Origin of the sequence: Paracoccus suum (genome assembly GCF_003324675.1) — a bacterium.
Lineage (GTDB): Bacteria > Pseudomonadota > Alphaproteobacteria > Rhodobacterales > Rhodobacteraceae > Paracoccus > Paracoccus suum.
On record NZ_CP030918.1, the window covers coordinates 674178 to 691372 of the forward strand.

The 17195-nt window shown below is 67.7% G+C and carries 15 protein-coding genes and 1 pseudogene; 6 read left to right on the forward strand and 10 right to left on the reverse strand.

The window, feature by feature from the left end; all coding sequences use genetic code 11:
• Positions 1-3: 3 nt before the first annotated feature.
• The 3 genes from DRW48_RS03290 to DRW48_RS03300 form a co-directional block, all read right to left on the reverse strand.
• Positions 4-1317: an MFS transporter gene (locus DRW48_RS03290; protein WP_114075163.1), complete on the reverse strand. Its 1314-nt coding sequence runs from the start codon at positions 1315-1317 to the stop codon at positions 4-6.
• A gap of 74 nt (positions 1318-1391) precedes the next feature.
• A complete protein-coding gene (aroQ, locus tag DRW48_RS03295; RefSeq protein WP_114075164.1) occupies positions 1392-1829 on the reverse strand; it encodes a type II 3-dehydroquinate dehydratase in 438 nt (145 codons plus the stop codon).
• Between the two features lie 74 nt (positions 1830-1903).
• Positions 1904-2881 carry an NAD(P)H-dependent flavin oxidoreductase gene (locus tag DRW48_RS03300; protein ID WP_114075165.1) on the reverse strand — a complete coding sequence of 326 codons (978 nt, stop codon included), beginning with the start codon at positions 2879-2881 and terminating at the stop codon, positions 1904-1906.
• Positions 2882-3019: 138 nt separating this feature from the next.
• Between DRW48_RS03300 and DRW48_RS03305 the strand changes: the two genes are divergently transcribed.
• Both DRW48_RS03305 and DRW48_RS03310 read left to right on the forward strand, forming a co-directional pair.
• Positions 3020-3802, forward strand: coding sequence for an SDR family oxidoreductase (locus DRW48_RS03305; protein WP_114075166.1), 783 nt, complete (start codon positions 3020-3022; stop codon positions 3800-3802).
• A gap of 113 nt (positions 3803-3915) precedes the next feature.
• A complete protein-coding gene (locus tag DRW48_RS03310) occupies positions 3916-4371 on the forward strand; it encodes a BLUF domain-containing protein (RefSeq protein ID WP_162784664.1) in 456 nt (151 codons plus the stop codon).
• 77 nt (positions 4372-4448) lie between these two features.
• Here the strand turns inward: DRW48_RS03310 and DRW48_RS03315 are convergent, their stop codons facing one another.
• The 3 genes from DRW48_RS03315 to DRW48_RS03325 all read right to left on the reverse strand — a co-directional run bounded on the left by DRW48_RS03315 (position 4449) and on the right by DRW48_RS03325 (position 6133).
• Entirely contained in the window at positions 4449-4802 is a 354-nt protein-coding gene (locus DRW48_RS03315) for an H-NS histone family protein (RefSeq protein ID WP_114075168.1), read from the reverse strand.
• Between the two features lie 82 nt (positions 4803-4884).
• Positions 4885-5439 (reverse strand): ActR/PrrA/RegA family redox response regulator transcription factor, encoded by a 555-nt coding sequence (locus DRW48_RS03320; RefSeq protein WP_114075169.1) that lies wholly within the window; start codon positions 5437-5439, stop codon positions 4885-4887.
• 58 nt (positions 5440-5497) lie between these two features.
• Positions 5498-6133: an SCO family protein gene (locus tag DRW48_RS03325; RefSeq protein WP_241963359.1), complete on the reverse strand. Its 636-nt coding sequence runs from the start codon at positions 6131-6133 to the stop codon at positions 5498-5500.
• Positions 6134-6238: 105 nt separating this feature from the next.
• Here DRW48_RS03325 and DRW48_RS03330 point away from each other — a divergent pair, with 105 nt between their 5' ends.
• From DRW48_RS03330 to DRW48_RS03340, 3 genes are all read left to right on the forward strand, one after another.
• Positions 6239-7567, forward strand: a complete 1329-nt coding sequence (locus tag DRW48_RS03330; protein ID WP_114075171.1) for an ActS/PrrB/RegB family redox-sensitive histidine kinase — start codon at positions 6239-6241, stop codon at positions 7565-7567.
• 101 nt (positions 7568-7668) lie between these two features.
• Positions 7669-9381 (forward strand): PAS-domain containing protein, encoded by a 1713-nt coding sequence (locus tag DRW48_RS03335; RefSeq protein ID WP_162784665.1) that lies wholly within the window; start codon positions 7669-7671, stop codon positions 9379-9381.
• A 100-nt stretch (positions 9382-9481) separates the two neighbouring features.
• On the forward strand, positions 9482-10672 hold the full coding sequence (locus DRW48_RS03340; protein WP_241963360.1) for a PQQ-dependent sugar dehydrogenase: 1191 nt from the start codon (positions 9482-9484) through the stop codon (positions 10670-10672).
• A gap of 44 nt (positions 10673-10716) precedes the next feature.
• On the opposite strand, the gene mutL is transcribed toward DRW48_RS03340, so the two are convergent.
• Positions 10717-12480 carry a DNA mismatch repair endonuclease MutL gene (gene mutL / locus DRW48_RS03345; RefSeq protein WP_114075174.1) on the reverse strand — a complete coding sequence of 588 codons (1764 nt, stop codon included), beginning with the start codon at positions 12478-12480 and terminating at the stop codon, positions 10717-10719.
• Positions 12481-12597: 117 nt separating this feature from the next.
• On the opposite strand from mutL, the gene DRW48_RS16080 reads away from it, so the two are divergent.
• Complete coding sequence (locus tag DRW48_RS16080) at positions 12598-12774, forward strand: hypothetical protein (protein WP_199286146.1); 177 nt, start codon at positions 12598-12600, stop codon at positions 12772-12774.
• A 51-nt stretch (positions 12775-12825) separates the two neighbouring features.
• On the opposite strand, the gene DRW48_RS03350 is transcribed toward DRW48_RS16080, so the two are convergent.
• From DRW48_RS03350 to DRW48_RS03360, 3 genes and pseudogenes are all read right to left on the reverse strand, one after another.
• A complete protein-coding gene (locus DRW48_RS03350; protein WP_114075175.1) occupies positions 12826-14151 on the reverse strand; it encodes a M16 family metallopeptidase in 1326 nt (441 codons plus the stop codon).
• Between the two features lie 380 nt (positions 14152-14531).
• Positions 14532-15851: pseudogene (locus tag DRW48_RS03355) on the reverse strand (M16 family metallopeptidase); the annotation flags it as partial.
• A 96-nt stretch (positions 15852-15947) separates the two neighbouring features.
• The gene (locus tag DRW48_RS03360; RefSeq protein WP_114075177.1) at positions 15948-17171 is read right to left on the reverse strand and encodes a GNAT family N-acetyltransferase; all 1224 of its coding nucleotides are present in this window, start codon (positions 17169-17171) and stop codon (positions 15948-15950) included.
• Positions 17172-17195: the final 24 nt, after the last annotated feature.

Below are 17195 nucleotides of genomic sequence, written 5' to 3' on the forward strand. Positions count from 1 at the left end.
CCTTCAGCCCAGCGCGCGGCCGCGCGTCTCGATCCGCATCAGCGCTGCAATCACCGCGGCCGCCAGCAGCAACGCCGCAAAAAGACCCCCGGCAACCCCAAACCCTTGCGCAATCACCAGCACGAGCGCGGAGGGTGCCAGCAGACCAGCGGCACGCGCCGCCGCACTGGCCGTGCCCATCCCCGAGGCGCGCAGCGCGGTCGGGTAGATCTCGGGCGTAAAGGCGTAGAGGGCGCCCCAGGTGCCGAGCAGGGCAAAGCTCATCACCAACAGCGAGACTGCGATTACCGTCGGCGAGGGCGCGAGGGCAAAGCCTGCGCAACCGATGGCACTGAGAATCAGGAACGCGGTCAGCGTCGGCCGCCGGCCCCAAGCCTCAACCCCCCATGCGGCGAGCGCGTAGCCCGGCAGTTGCGCCAGCGCGAGGATCACCAGGAAGCCATAGCCACGTACAAAGCCGAAGCCTTCGCCCGCCAGCCGCGGCGGCAGCCAGGTGAACACGCCATAGTAGGCGAGCGAGACGAGGAACCACAGCGCCAGCACCGACAGGGTGCGCGCCCGCAGGGCGGGGCTGAAGAGGCCGCCCGTCACCGGCTCGATCCGCGGCAGCACTAGCCGGACCTCGGGCGCGAGGGGCGGGGCCTCGTTAGTCGCCAGCACCCGGCCGACGACCGCGCGCGCCTCGGCTTCGCGGCCCCGGCGCAGCAGGAACATCGGCGATTCGGGCACCCAAAGGCGCAGGCCGACGCCGATCAGCGCGGGAATGGCGGCGGCAAAATAGATCCAGCGGAATGCCTCGGGCGTGCCGGCGCGCGATGCCGCCCATGCGGTCAGGGCGATGGCGATGGTGCCAAGCGCCCAGAACCCCTCGAGCATGACCAGCCAGCGCCCGCGGTTCTTTGGCGGCAGGAACTCTGCCATCAGCGCATAATCGACGGGCAGCGTGCCGCCGACTGCCATGCCGGTCAGGAAGCGCAAGGCGAGCAGCGCGGTGAAATCATGCGCAAAGACCGAGGCGAGGCCAAAGATCGCGTCCAGCCCGACCGTCAGCAGCAGCACGTTGCGCCGGCCGATGCGGTCGGCCAGCCGGCCAAAGCCCGTAGCACCGAGGAACATGCCCAGAAAGAACAGCGTGCCGGTCTGCAGCGCCTGCGGGACCGAAATCCCGAAATGCGCGGCCAGCGAGGCGGCGGAAAATCCGACCGCGATCACCTGCATGGCATCGGCGGCCCAGACGAGGCCAAAGATGCCCAGCAGCCGCCGCTGGAACCTGCCGGTGCCGCCCTGGGCAAGCGCCTCGTCGATGGTCATCTGCATGGCTCGCCCCCGGGTCCCGCCGCTATGTCGGCCGCTGATGTCACGAAAGCGTCAATCGCGAAAGTGCTCGAATGTCACAGGGTTAGATGCTGCGTCAGCGCCTCGAGAGCCAGCACATAGCCGATCGGGCCAAAGCCGCAGATCATGCCGACCGACACCGGGGCGATGAAGGAATGATGCCGCACCGCTTCGCGCTTGTGGATGTTGGACAGATGCACTTCTGCCACCGGCAGCCCCACGGCGGACAGGGCGTCAGCGATGGCGAGCGAGGAATGGGTGTAGGCGCCGGCGTTGATGACGATCCCGTCGTGCTTGCCGCGGGCGGCGTGGACCGCGTCGATCAGCGCGCCCTCATGGTTGGATTGCAGGCATTCGACCGTCAGCCCGAGGCGCGCGGCTGCCTCCGCGCACATCTTCTCGATGTCGGCGAGGGTCGCGGCGCCGTAGATCTGCGGCTCGCGGGCGCCCAGCAGATTGAGGTTCGGGCCGTTGAGGATGAGGATCGAGGGCATGGCGCGCCTTTTGCAACTGCTGCGCCATGCTTGGCGAAAGCGCCGCCCGAGGGCAAGCGCCTGACAGGGCCGGCTCAGAGAGCGGCGATGCGAGCCTTCGCCGCGGCGTATTCGCCGGCAAGTTGCGCCACGCGGTCTGCCACCGGAATCACCGCCTCGACAGCGCCAATTCCCATGCCGCAGCCCCAGATCTGGCTCCAAGCCTTGGGCTTGCCGCTGCCGCCGGGCGAGGCGAAGTCCAACTGCGCGGGATCGCCAGTCCCCAGCGCCACCGGGTCCAGCCCCGCATTGCGGATGGATGGGGCAAGGTAATTACCGGAGATTCCGGTGATCGCGGCGGTAGTGACGATATCCTCAGCCCCGCTGTCGCAGATCATCTGCTTATAGGCCGGATCCGCGTTCGCCTCGGGCGTCGCGATGAAGGGGCTGCCGATATAGGCCAGATCGGCCCCCATCGCCTGCGCCGCCAGAACCGCGCCGCCGGTGGCGATGGCGCCCGACAGCAGCAGCGGTCCATCGAAGAACGCCCGGATTTCCTGCACCAGCGCAAAGGGCGATTGCGGGCCGGCATGCCCGCCCGCCCCGGCCGCCACCGCGATCAGCCCGTCAGCGCCCTTTTCCAGGGCTTTGCGCGCATAGGTCACGTTGATGATGTCGTGCAGGGTGATGCCGCCGCAGTCGTGCGCGGCCTCGTTCACCTCGGGGCGCGCACCCAGCGAGGTGATCCAGATCGGCACCTTGTGGCGATGGCAGATCTCGATGTCGCGCTGCAGGCGGGCATTGGTCTTGTGAACGATCTGGTTGACCGCAAAGGGCGCAGCCGGGCTGTCGGGATTGGCCTGATTGTGGCGGTCCAGTTCTTCCTCGATCCGGGTCAGCCAGGCCTCCAACCGGGGCGGCTCGCCGGCGGCCTCGCGCGCATTCAGCGCCGGAAAGCTGCCGACGATCCCGGCCTTGCACTGGGCGATCACCAAGTCCGGCCCCGATACGATGAACATCGGCGCGGCGACGACCGGAAGGCGCAGGCGGCTGAGGATCGGAGGCAGGGACATGGCGGCTTTCCTTCGCGCAGACGGCTCGGCGGCATGTGGATGGGATCGCGCCAAGGGTGCAAGTGCCGACGTCGCGGCGCCTTGCCCCGCGCCCGTCGCCGTCGCAATCTGCCGGGCAACGAGAGCATGGGGGCCGGAATGGATCTGGGGATCAAGGGAAAGCGGGCACTGGTCTGTGCCGCGTCAAAAGGCCTCGGCCTTGGCTGCGCCGAGGCGCTGGCCGAAGCCGGGGTCAATCTGGTCATCAACGCTCGCGGGCGCGATGCCCTGACCCGAGCCGCCTACAGCCTCGCCGACCGCTTTGGCGTCATGGTCGAGCCTGTGGCCGGCGACATCACAACCGAGGAGGGCCGCGACAAGGTGCTGACCGCCCTCGGCGGGCAGGCCGATATCCTTGTGAACAACGCCGGCGGCCCGCCCCCCGGCAACTGGACCGACTGGAGCCGCGACGACTTTATCCGCGCCTTCGACGGCAACCTGCTGTCGGCCGTGGCGCTGATGCAGGCGCTGGTGCCGGGCATGGCGGAGCGCGGCTGGGGCCGGGTGGTCAACATCACCTCGCAATCGGTGAAGGCGCCGATCCCGGAGCTTGGCCTGTCGAACACTGCCCGCCTTGGGCTGACCGGCTTTGTTGCCGGCGTCTCGCGCCAGGTTGCGCCGCAAGGGGTGTGCATCAACAACCTGCTGCCGGGGATGCATGCGACCGACCGGATGGTCCAGCTGGACGAAAATGCCTCTAAATCCCAGGGCATCACGCCCGAGGAGGCGCGCGCCCGCCGCGTGAGCGCCATCCCCACTGGCAGCTATGGCGAGGCCGCCGATTTCGGCGCCACATGCGCGTTCCTGTGCTCGCAACAGGCGCGCTTTATCGTCGGCCAGAACATCCTGCTCGACGGCGGGGCAAGTCGCGCGACCCTGTGACATTTCGCCCGCTCGCGGGCAAATTGCGAAAATGTCACGCAATTTGATGAGCATGTCGGCCCGGCCGGATGTATCTTCGTCCGAATGGGCAAAGTGCCCGCAGGGACAGGCAGATGAATACTCAGGCAGGAACGCTGCGCGCGTCGACGGCGGGTCAACTCGTCTCGGTGCTGTATCGCAGCCACGCATTGCTTTCTCGCGATGCGTTCGAGGCGTCGGGTGCACCGGCCCAATTCGCGGCCAACAATCGCCTGCGGGGAATCACGGGCTATCTGCATATCGAGGATGGGATGTTCTATCAGCATCTCGAGGGTGAAGCCGGGGCCATCGGTCCGCTGTGGAATGCAATCGCTGCCGACCCGCGCCATCGTGACGTAACGGAAATAGGCGGCGGCGCCATTGCGACTCGCCGATTCGATCGCTGGGCGATGGGATACAATGCCTCCGACCACCGCTCGCTGTTCGACTGGACGGCGCGTTCGGGGCTGTCACTGAAGGGCCGGCACTATGCCCAGGTGCTGACCGCATTCCTGGAATATGCCAGCGCCGGCGCGCGCGTGCCCGCCTAACTCATTACGCAATGAGCAAAAAAGAACACCCACCGGCGCGCGGGCCGGTGGGTGTTCCATTCTGCAGCCTTGGGCTTTCAGATCGCCAGATCTTCCAAGGCCTTGCCAGCCTCTAGGCTGTTTTTCACCCACTGCGGCCGACGCCCACGGCCCGACCACGTCTGGCTGGCGTCGTCGGGGTTGGCGTAGCGGGCATCACCCGCCGGGCGCGCACCCTGCGCCGCGCGGGTGCCGGTGGCACGCGAGCCGCGACGTTGACGTGTCACTTCGGCCAGGCTGGAAAAGCCGTGGGCACGAACGGCCTCCTCAGCGGCGGCCATCGCCTCGCGGCGTTTTCGATCGGCAAAGCTGGAAAGGGCACGATCAACCTTCGCGCGCAAGGCGCGCAATTCTTCCTGGGACATGTCTTCCAGGTTGGAATCATCAATCATTTGCGTTCCCCCATTCTTATTGTCAGCATTCCATGTAAGCCGGCGTTAACCATATTACACGGCCTGCGCAAGGGTTCTGCGATTAGCGCGGGCCGCGTTTGGCCAGAATGCGCTGCAATGTGCGACGGTGCATATGCAGGCGTCGGGCCGTTTCACTGACATTCCGATCGCATTGCTCGAACACGCGCTGGATGTGTTCCCAGCGTACACGGTCGGCGGACATCGGATTTTCCGCGGGCGGCGGGAGCATTTCGCCAGAAGCCAGCAATGCCGCAGTCACATCATTGGCATCTGCGGGCTTGGACAGATAGTCGGTGGCGCCCATCTTGACCGCGGCAACGGCGGTCGCGATTGCACCATAGCCTGTCAGAACGACAATTCGCGCGTCGGGACGGGCGGTGCGCAGATCCTCGACCACATCGAGGCCGCTGCCGTCCTCCAGCCGCAGGTCAATGACTGCGAAGGCCGGCGCGCTGTCGGCAACGGCGGCCCGTGCCTGCGCAACGGAGGCCGCGGTACGTGTTTGAAAACCGCGTTTTTCCATGGCCCGCGCCAGGCGCTCGACAAAGGCGGTGTCATCGTCGACCAGCAGCAGCGAGCGGTCCTGATCTGGCCCCAGTTCAACCTGCGCGCCCATGTGCAACCCCCGTGCCGCCGCGAATTTTGCGCGACACTATGACCCGGGAGCGTCGTGGTCAAATTTTGCGGTCGGCTTTCACGAAACAGGCGACGCGGCTGGCCATATCCTCGGGCGTGACTTCGCGGGTGAAGAATTCGACCGTGCCCGCGTCGGGCAGCACCAGGAATGTATTGGTCATGTGATCGACCAGGTAATACGGATCGCCGTCGTCATGCGCCTTGAAATAGTTGCGCCACTGCTTGTTCACCGCGGCTATTTCCTCGGGCGATCCTGTCAGGCCGAGCATGTTCGGATGCAGCGCATCAGTGAAATCGCGCAGCGCCTCGGGGGTGTCGCGTTTCGGATCGACCGTCACGAACACGGTGCCGACGTCATGGCCGGCCTCTTTCAGCAGATCGACGGCCTGCGCATTGCGCGCGCCATCCATCGGGCAGACATCGGGGCAAAACGTATAGCCGAAATAAAGCAGCGTCGGCTTAGTAAAGACCTCGCGGTCGGTGACGCGCTTGCCATTCTCATCGGTCAGGGTGAACGGGCCACCAAAGCTCTCCATGCCGCCGCCCGCCGCGCCCTGGGTGCAACCGGCGAAACGATCCCCCCCGGCCCGCTGGCCCAGCGCCCAGGCGCCGATCCCCAGCAGCGCGAGCGCGGCGATGGTTGCAGCAATGATGATCCGGCGGCTCTTCGTCACGACCGCGTCCTTTTGGTCTGGCTGATGTCGCGGGCATTGATCGCTGATCGCCGCGGGCGTATCAAGCGCGCCCATGTCGCACGTGCGACGCAAGGGTAAGGCGAGATGGACAGAACCGACCGCCCGATACCGCACCCCCATAACGAGCCGATCCGCCTGCGCACGCTGATCCTGCTGCGCTGGGTCGCAATTCTTGGCCAGTTGGTTGCGGTCGCCGTGGCTGTGGCGCTGGGGCTGCATTTCCAGAATGGCATGGTCCTTGGCGTGATCGCGATCGGGGCGGGGCTGAACCTCGTGCTATCCTGGCGCGGAGTGCGGCCGGATGGCTGGCAGGTGACGGCCCAGCTGGCGCTCGACGTGGCGCAGGTCGCGGCGCTGCTGGTGCTGACCGGGGGCATGTCGAACCCGTTCGCGCTGCTGATCCTGGCGCCCGTGACGATTGCCGCGACCGCCCTCAATCGCAACAACGTGCTGTTTCTGGGGCTGGCGACGGCGGCCATGGTCTCGTTCGCGGCCGTCATGTCGCTGCCGCTGGTGGACCGCGCCGGCCATGAACTGAAGATGCCGCACCTGCTGGAGGTCGGGCACTGGTTCGCGCTGGTCATCGCCATCTGCTTTTTCGCCGCCTACGCGCTGCGCGTGTCGAACGAGTTGCGCGCCCGCGCCACCGCCCTGTCGGCGACCGAGATGGCCCTCGCGCGCGAGCAGAAGCTGCAGCACCTGGGCGGGGTGGTCGCCGCTGCGGCGCATGAGATGGGCACACCGCTCGCGACCATCAAGCTGATCAGCACAGAGCTTGCGGATGAGCTTTCAGACATTCTGGAAGATCGCCCGGAGTTGGCGGGTGACTTGGCACTGCTGCGCCAGTCCGCCGACCGCTGCCGCGATATCCTGCGCAGCATGGGACGGGCCGGCAAGGACGACGTCATGCTGCACAACGCGCCGCTCGGCGCGCTGATCGAGGAGGCTGCCGCCCCCCACGCCGCCCGCGGCCGGATTGTGCAGAGCATGTCTGCGGACGGTTCCTCGCCCGAGCCGATGGTCAAGCGCGACCCGGGCGTGATCCACGGGCTGCGCAATCTGGTCCAGAACGCGGTCGATTTCGCCGCCCATACTGTGCGCGTGGAGGCGGCATGGAACGCGAGCCGGGTCATGGTCACGATCTCGGATGACGGCCCCGGCTATTCGCCCGCCATGCTGGCCCGGATTGGCGAGCCGTTCCTGCGCGCGCGCCGCCCCGACGACGACCGGCCCGGCTACGAGGGCATGGGGTTGGGTTTGTTCATCGCAAAGACGCTGCTCGAACGCTCGGGCGCGACGCTGACGTTCCGAAACGGCGGCCCCGGCGCGGTGGTCGAAGTCGCCTGGCCGCGCGCCCGGATCGAAAGCGATATCCGCGGACCCCTTGGCGATAACCCGGAAATTACCGCCTGACACAGCCATTCGCGCCTTGTGAATCGTTAATCGCTTATTAATAGATCGAAACTACCCCTGCGGTTGCAGGATGGAATCGCGATGGCGGTGCGAAAGTGTGGGTGACGTCGATCATAGCAGTCGGTGCGGCAACGCTGTCGCTGCTTTTGGCCCTGATGCTCTCGCGCTATCTGGAACCGGGCGATGCGGGGCGTGGGCGCCGGCTGGAGCAGCGGATCGCGCCCACCGCATTTCTGTATCGCGGCGAGCAACTGGTGGACGCCACCCCGCCGGCGCGCGCCCTGCTGACCCGCCTCGCCAGCGCCGACCGCACCAGCCTGCTCGGCTGGATCGAGGGTCGGGTGCCTGGTACATTATCCGCCCTTGCGGCGCTTCCGAGCGTCGGCCGGATCGAGGTCGACGGCGGTCAGGGGCGGGGCAGCGCCCGGCTGCGCCTGACGGCCGAGGATCTGGGTGGCGGCATGACCCGGCTGACACTGGCCGACCCGATGGCGGAATCAGCCGGGATCCTGGTCGATTCGCTCTCGCAATCCGCACTGGAGGAGGAGGCGTCGATGCTGCGCGATGGCATCGACAACGCCCCGATGCTGGCCTGGCGACAGGGGGCAGACGGCCAAGTCACCTGGGCCAATACCCCATACCTGGCCGAGGCCGAGGCGCACAGCCGCGACACCGGCGGCGCGACATGGCCTCTGCCGCGCCTGTTCGATCTGCCACTGGCGGGCATCCTCGCTGCCGACCTTGCGGCCGCTGACCACCCGGGGGCCGCACGGTCTCCCCCCCACCGCGCCAAGCTCGAAGGCGGCTTGCGGCCCGCTGGCACGTCGCAGGCCCTACGCTGGTTCGACTGCCACGCGCTCAGTTCAGGAGGGGAAACGCTGTGCTTTGCCCTGCCCGCCGATGCCGCCGTCAAGGCCGAGCGCAACCTGCGCGAGTTCGTGCAAACGCTGACCAAGACGTTTGCCGACCTGCCGATCGGCCTCGCGATCTTCGACAACCAGCGCAAGCTTCAGTTGTTCAACCCGGCGCTGACCGAATTGACGACGCTCTCGATCAGCTTTCTCACTGCGCGGCCCAGCCTGCACACCTTCCTCGACCGCCTCCGGGAGGCGCGGATGGTCCCCGAGCCGCGGGACTATCGTACCTGGCGCAAGCAGATGAGCACGCTGGAGGCCGCCGCCGCCTCCGGACACCATGTCGAGACTTGGTCGCTGCCCGGCGGCCAGACCTACCGCGTCACCGGGCGCCCGCATCCGGATGGGGCGCTGGCCTTCCTGTTCGAGGATATCACCTCGGAGATGTCGCTGACCCGGCGCTTTCGCGCGCAGTTAACGCTGGGGGCAATGGTCGTCGACGCACTGGACGAGGCGCTGGGCGTCTTTGCCCCCGATGGACAGATGGTGCTGGAAAACGAAGCTTGGCGCCGGCTATGGGGCGGGGGCGCCTTGCCCCTGCCCGAGCGGCTGCGCGCGATCGAGGCTGCGCTCGATGCCAGCGGCGGGGCCGGCGCCCGTCCAGGCCTCGCCCGCCTGACTCAGCATTTGACCCAAGACAAGGAACGCCGCCCCGCCTCGGGCGCGATGCTCGGGCCGCACGGGCTGCTCGGCTGGCAGGTCACGCCCCTGCCAGGTGGCCAGGTGATGGTCGGCTTTTCGACCAACCCCGCCCGCCTGCCGCAGGCGGGTGGTGGCGAGGCGACTCCACGGGAAGCGCTTGCCCCCCTCGGCCTCCCATCGACCGGCCTGGCCGAAGAAGAAGCCGCCCCGGCGCGCGCGGCGCACCAAACGAACCCGTCATCGGCCTCGATCAGCTAGCTGCTTGTCCCAAGGCCACCCCGAGGGTTATAATTTGTTAGACCCCGGGACGCCGCGCGCCCCGGAGCCGGCTGCCCACGTAAAAATGGGAGGACGTGGAATGACGACCCGTATCATTGCTGGCATTGCAGCCGCATTGGCGTTGGCCGCCCCCGCCGCCGCGCAGGATTTCAACGCAGCGCCACCGAACGGAAAGGGCCAGCAACCGGCCTTCCCCGGTCAGACCCGCGCCCCGGTCATGGCCAGCGATGTCGCCCTGGAAACCCAGACCGTAACCGCCGGGCTGGAGCATCCCTGGGGCATGGCGGAACTGCCGAACGCAAAGGGCTGGCTGGTCACCGAAAGACCCGGCCGCCTGCGCCTGATCGGTCCCGACGGCAAGATGTCCGCGCCAATCAAAGGCCTGCCAAAGGTGGACAGCCGCGGCCAAGGCGGACTGCTCGACGTTGCACTGGCACCCGACTTCGCGCAGAGCCGCCGCATCTTTTTCAGCTTTTCCGAGCCGCGCGAAGACGGCAAGAACGGCACCGCCGTCGGCACCGGCATACTGGATGATGCCATGACCACGCTGGGCGAGACCAAGGTCATCTTCCAGCAGCAGCCGGCCTGGGATTCCGACAAGCACTTCGGCTCGCGCCTCGTGTTCGACCGCGAGGGGATGCTGTTCGTCACCACCGGCGAGCGCTCCAACCCCGAGCCGCGGCAGCTTGCGCAGGACGTGACCACCGACCTCGGCAAGGTCATCCGCATCCCCCCGGACGGCCAGTCCGCGCCCGGCAATCCGCAAATCCAGAACGGTCGCCTCGAGATCTACAGCTATGGCCACCGTAACCTGCAAGCCGCCGCGCTGGCGCCCGACGGCACGCTTTGGACCATCGAGCATGGCCCCAAGGGTGGGGACGAGCTGAACCATATCCGCCCCGGCGTGAACTACGGCTGGCCGATTATCACCTATGGCACCGATTACAGCGGCGCACCGATCGGCGAAGGCATCACGTCGCAAGAGGGGCTGGAGCAGCCCGTATACTACTGGGACCCGGTCATCGGCCCGTCCGGCATGACCTTCTATGACGGGGCGATGTTCCCGGAGTGGAAGGGCCAGATCGTGGCGGGCGGCCTCGTGAGCCAAAGCATCGTTCGGCTGGCGCTGGAAGGGGACAAGGTCACGGGCGAGGCACGCGATCTGCAAGGCATCGGTCGGGTGCGCGACGTCGCCGTCGCGGCGGACGGGGCGTTGATGTTGCTGACGGACGCAGATGACGGGGCGCTGATCCGCGTGACGCGCAAGTAGAGTACAATCGCCGGCGGCGTGCCCAGGCGCGCCGCGGCAGGCTCTTAACGGCCGAACAGGCGTTCGATATCCGCCAGCTTCAGTGTCACGAAGGTCGGGCGACCGTGGTTGCACTGGCCGGCGCGGGGCGTGCGCTCCATCTCGCGCAGCAGAGCGTTCATCTCGTCACCACTGAGGCGTCGTCCGGCGCGCACGCTGCCGTGGCACGCCATGGAGGAAAGCACCGCCTCGCGTCGGGCAGTAATCCGGGCGGCGCCGCTGCCGTCGGTCAGATCGTCAGCCAGATCGCGCAGCAGCGCAGCACCGTCCAGCCGCGGGATGGCCGCGGGTACCTCGCGGATGGCCACGGCCCCCTGCCCGAATGCCTCGATCACCAGACCCAGTTCGGCCAAACTTTCAGCCTCGGCCAACAGTGCGGCGCAGGAATCCGTGGGCAGTTCAACGATCTGCGGTATCAGCAGACCCTGGCGCGGCACACCGGCGGCCCCCTCGGCCTCGGCCTTCAACCGTTCATACACCAGACGTTCATGCGCCGCATGCTGGTCGACGATCACCATGCCCTCGGCGGTCTGGGCGATGATCCAGTTGCCGTGGAGTTGCGCCCGGGCGGCGCCCAGCGGCTGATCGGCGAGCGGCGCATCGGCCTGCGGCTCGATGCGGGCCTGCGCTTCTGCAAAGCCGGGGGCCAGCGGGGCGGTAGCTTTCAAGGGCGCGCGGGCCATTTCCGGCTCCGGCCGGAATGCCGCCAGCGTCGCGGCGGCGAGCGGAGCGGAGTTGCGTCTCTGACCGGTGCCTCCCAGCATCCGCCGCAGGGTCGAGACCATCAGCCCGCGCACCGCATCAGGTTCGCGAAAGCGGACCTCGGTCTTGGCGGGGTGGACGTTGACGTCAACCATCTGGGGCGGGCAGGACAGGTACAGTGCGGCCGCGGGGTGCCGGCCGGCCGACATCACGTCCCAATAGCCGGCGCGCAGCGCGCCCGTCAGCAGCTTGTCGCGCACAGGGCGGCCGTTCACGAACAGATGCTGCGCGACCGCCGCACCGCGCGAATAGGTCGGCAGCGCGGCCCAGCCTGTCAGCGCCACCCCGTCACGCTCGGCCTCGACCGGCAGCGCGCTGTCGATGAAATCACTGCCCAGAACCCGCGACAGGCGGGCCGCCAGATCCTCCGCATCGGCGCGAAACAGCATCTGGCCGTCATCGCCCTGCAGCGTGATGGCAATGTCGGGCCGGGACATGGCGAGGCGGCGGATCACCTCGGCGATGGCCTGCGTCTCGGCCCGGTCGGTGCGCAGGAACTTGAGCCGCGCGGGGGTGGCAAAGAAAAGATCGCGCAGATCGACGACCGTACCGCGATTTGCGGCGGCCGGACGCACGGGACCCGTCAGGCCGCCCTCGGTGGTGATGGTCGCGCCGGCCTCGCCCTCGGCGCGGGTGGTCACGGTCAGCCGCCCGACGGCGCCCAGCGAGGGCAGCGCCTCGCCGCGAAAGCCGAAGCTGCGTATATTCAGCAGGTCGCTGCCATCGATCTTTGAGGTCGCGTGACGCGCCAGCGCCAGCGGAAGATCGTCGGGCGCCATGCCGCAGCCATCGTCGCTGACCCGGATCAACCCCTTGCCGCCGCGGGCGATAGTGACTTCGATCCGGCGGGCCCCGGCGTCGAGCGCATTCTCGACCAGTTCCTTCACAGCCGAGGCCGGCCGCTCGACCACTTCGCCCGCCGCGATACGGTTGGCGGCGGATTCGTCCAGTTGACGGATCACAGGCCGCGTTGGACCGGGCTGGATGTGGGGGGCCGGACTGTTCATGGCCCCATATCTAGCAGAGGCAGGGTCGCCGGGGAAATGATTCGCCTTACTGAGCGGCAGGGGGAAACTCGTGCGGCCGGCCAAAGGTTATACCCGGACGATTTGAAAGGATATGAGATGAAGACGATCGCCATGATCCTCACCGCCGGTCTTGCCTTGAGCGTCGCCGGCTGCGGTCCCAACACCGCCACCCGCGCCACGACAGGCGCAGCGACGGGCGCAGTTGTCGCTGGTCCAGTCGGTGCGGTTGCGGGCGCCGCGCTGGGCGGAACCGGGGCTGTTCAGGTCAAATAGACAAGGGCCGGTGGCCCGCGTTTCGGGCCGCCGGGATACCGACGGGTGCTCCTAAGGGTTCGTCGAGGTGACACCGTCCGGCTTGCCGACAAGGACGAAACGCAGTTTCTCCGGTTCCAGCAGGCGTTTTGCGACCTTGGCGACATCGTCCACCCTCACTGCCTCGATCTTCGAATTGCGCGTGTTGACGTATTCGCGTGGCAGACCGACGAGCTGCATTCCGGCGAGGATATCGGCGATCTTGCGGTTGCCATCAAAACGCAGCGGGTATTCGCCGGTCAGATATGTCTTGGCATCGGCGAGTTCCTTTTCGGTGACGCCATCCGCCAAACGGCCCCATTCGGTTCTGGCCAGATCAACGGCGGCGCCCGTGTTGGCGTTGGCCGTTGCCATGCCCCCGACCCATAGATCGCCGAACAGCCCGGTCGACAGCGCGGTCGACACGCCATAGGTCAGCCCGCGCTTTTCGCGAATCTCGTCGGTCATCCGGCTGGAAAAGCCACCGCCCCCGAGGATGTAGTTGCCAACAAAGGCCGCGAAATATTCCGGATCGTCCATCGGAAGGCCGGGCGCGGCGAACTGCACCACGGTCTGCGGGCTGTCCCACGGGATCACGGTGACGCCGCCGGTCAGTTGTGGGCTCGCCGGTCCCGGCAATGGGGCGCTCGCCTTTTCCGGCAGGCTTCCAAGCACGCGATCCAGCAGCGCGCCCAGATCGGCCGGCGTAATGTCGCCGGCGGCCGCGACGACCAGTCGGTCGCGACCCATGACACGCTCGCGCGCGGTGCGCAGATCGTCTGGCGTCAATGTCGCGACCGATTGTGCTGTACCGTTGATCGAGGTGCCATAGGGGTGGTCGCCCCAGGCGAGATGCGCCAGTTCCTTTTGCGCGATGCTGCCAGGATCGGTAGCCTCGGCACGGATGATGGCCTGCACCTGGCCGCGCACCCTATCGACAGCAACCGTGTCGAACCGCGGCTTGAACAGCGCCTCGGACAGCAGATCGGCGGCGCCATCGCGAGTGTCGGTCAGCAGCCGGGCGGTGACGGATACCGCATCGTCGCTGGCGTTGAAGTTCAGCACCGCGCCGGTTTCCTCGACCGCCTCGGCGAAGGCCACCGCGTCACGCACGCCTGCGCCTTCCTCCAGCGTGGCAGTCATCAGGTTGACCGCGCCGCGCTTACCCTCGGCATCCATGGACGCGCCGCCCTTGAAAGCCATGCTGAGGGCGGTGAAGGGAATCGAGTGATCCTCGACCAGCCAGGCGGTGATCCCGCCGGGCGAGCGCACCTCGTGGATGTCGATGGCACTGGCCTGCAGAGGGGTGAAGGCCAGGAAGGCCGCCGCGATGGGGGCGGAGCAAAGGGCGCGGATCACGACGGCACCTCGCTGGAATTCTGGGCTGCCGGCGCGGCCGGATCCTGGGCCGGATTGGGCGCAGGCGCCGGGATTGGGGCCGCGGGGGGATCGACGGGGACCGACGGCGGGGCCACGGTCTTGGGCGTGTCGGTCGGGGCCGCACCGTCAGGCGTTGCGGGCGTCGGGACGTCTGCCGCGCGCGCCTCGGGGGCGACGGCGTCAGGCATTTCCGGCGGCCGGCCATCCGATGCGGGCGGGGTTCCGGCGGGGGCTGGCTCGGTTCGGCCGGGCGAAGGCGCGGCGCCCTGCGCCTGCGCGGGCGGGACCTCTGCAGGCCCTGCGGCGGGCGGCGCGGGCAGGGGATCAGCACCCGACGCGGCGACCGGGATCGCCTCGCCCGGCATCAGCCAGCCCGTCACACGGGCCGGGCTGGCGTTCAACTCGGCTGCGCCAAGCCGCACGTCGTCGGCTGTGACGGCCGACAGGATGTCCGGCCAGTCATTCACATCCTCGACCCTCAGACCGACCGCCAAGCCTTGCCCATATTCGTAGGCGCGGCCATGCGCGCTGTCCTGAGCGTAGATGCGCTGCGCCTCGATCGCGACGCGCACGCGCGCCATCTCGGCCTCGCTGGGGCCTTCCTGGGCGAACTTCGCCAGCGCCGCGTCCAGCTTTGCCTCGGCATCTTCGGGAGTGACGCCGTCGGCCGGAACCAGGCTCAGCCCGAACGTGGTGGGGTCAACCGATGTGCCGTCGTAGGAGGCATTGACCGAGAGCGCCGTGCCGCCCAGCACCAACTCGCGGCCCAGTACCGATGTCTGAGGCGAGCCTGCCAGCACCTCGGCCAAAACCGTCAGCGCCGCGGCGCGGGCCTGATCGCCGCGGTTGCGTTCCGGCGCGAGGATCGTGCGGATCATTGTCGGCTGCGGCACGCGCGGGTCCGACAAGGTCAGGCGGCGGGGGGTGCGCTGCGGCGGTTCTTGCGGGCGGGCGGCACGGGCGGTCTCGCCCCGGGCGGGGATGGGGCCATAGAATTTTTCGGCCAGTTCGCGCGCCTTTTGCGGCGTCACGTCGCCCGCCAGCACCAGCACCGCATCATTCGGCGCATAATGGGCCTGATACCAGGCGAGCGCATCCTCGCGGGTCAGCCCCTCCATCTCCTGCTTCCAGCCGATCACGGGCCGGCCGTAGGGGTGGTTCAGATACTGCGCCGCGTCCCGCTCCTCACCGAACTGGCTGCCCGGATCACTGTCGGTGCGCTGCGCGCGCTCTTCGAGAACGACCTGGCGCTCGGCCTGCCAGTCGTCCTCGCCGATGCGCAGGTTCTGCATCCGGTCGGCTTCCATCTCCATCACCAGCGGTAGCCGGTCCGAGGCAATGCGCTGAAAATAGGTGGTGAAATCGGACGAGGTGAAGGCGTTGTCCATGCCGCCATTCTTGGCAACGATCTTGGACAGATCGCCCGCGGCGACCTTGTCGGTGCCCTTGAACATCAGGTGTTCCAGGTAATGTGCAATCCCCGATTTGCCGGGCTTTTCGTCCGCCGCGCCGATCTTGTACCAGACCATCTGCACCACCACCGGGGCGCGGTGATCCTCGATCACGACGGTCTCGAGGCCGTTGGGCAGGGTGAAATGGCTGATGCCCGGGGGCGCGTCCGCCAAGGCCGGCGTGGCGACCGTGGACGCCAGCAGCAGCGGCGCGAGGGTGTGGCGCATGGGATGTTCCTTGATCGGGGCCGGTATCGCGCGTGACGGTGCAGCGGGCAGCCGGGGGCCGCAAGGGCGGCTGGGTCAAACTCGGTTGATCGGGCGTCAGCCCTCCGAGGTCTCGCGCGAGGGTCTGCAGTCTGCTGGACCGTGCTCACTGTCCGCGCCGCCGCCAATGGGGCCGCGGCGGAAAGGGGCATGCCCGGCGAGTTCGTCCATTTCGCCCTGCATCATCTCGCCCTCATCCGTCAGATAATCGGCGAGAGCGGCGCGAAAGCGGCGATCGGCCACCCAATGCAGCGAATGGGTCGGGACCGGGACATAGCCGCGCGCCAGCTTGTGCCCGCCCTGCGCACCGGCCTCGACCCGAGAAAGGCCATGCGCGATCGCCCAATCGATGGCCTGGTGATAGCAAAGCTCGAAATGCAGGAACGGATGCTCCTCAATGCAGCCCCAATAGCGGCCGTAAAGGCAGTCAGGCCCGATGAAGTTCAGCGCTCCGGCGATCGGGCGGCCCTCGCGCTCGGCCAGGATCAGCACGATGTCATCGCGCATCGTCGCTTGCATTTCGTCAAAGAAGGCACGGGTCAGGTAGGGGTGCCCCCATTTGCGCGCGCCCGTGTCCTGGTAGAACGTCCAGAAGGCATCCCAGTGCGCGGCCTCGATCTGATCTCCGGTCAGCGCGCGGATGGCGCCGCCAAAGGCCTGCGCCTGCGCGCGCTCCTTGCGCAGGTCCTTGCGCTTGCGCGAACTGAGCCGGCCTAGGAAATCATCGTAGTCGCGATAGCCGTCGTTCATCCAGTGAAACTGCTGCGTGGTCCGCGCCAGCCAGCCCGCCGCTTCGCCGAGCGCACGCTCCTGGGCGGTGCAAAAGGTGATATGTGCGCCGGAAAGGCCCGCCTGATTGGCGACCGACTGAATGGCTTGCAGCAGGCCCGCCTGAACGGCAGGGTCGGCAGCGATCAGGCGTGGACCGGTGGCTGGGGTGAACGGCACGGCGATCTGCAGCTTTGGGTAATACTCGCCCCCGGCACGCTGATAGGCATCGGCCCAGGCGTGATCGAAGATGTATTCACCCTGGCTGTGGGTCTTGGCATACATCGGCGCGACCCCGACGACCGCTTCATCCAGCCGCGCGACCAGATGGGCCGGGGTCCAGCCACTGCGGCCGCCGACGGAACCCGAGCGTTCCAGCGCGGACAAGAACCGGTGCGTCGTGAATGGGTTATCGCCCGCACCGGTGGCGTCCCATTCGGACGCGTCGATCCCCGACAGGGCGGACAGGACCCAGACGGTCAAGGCGGGTGGCTGGGAGGCGGGAAAGGTCATCGGGACAGATTTAGGCGGTCCACC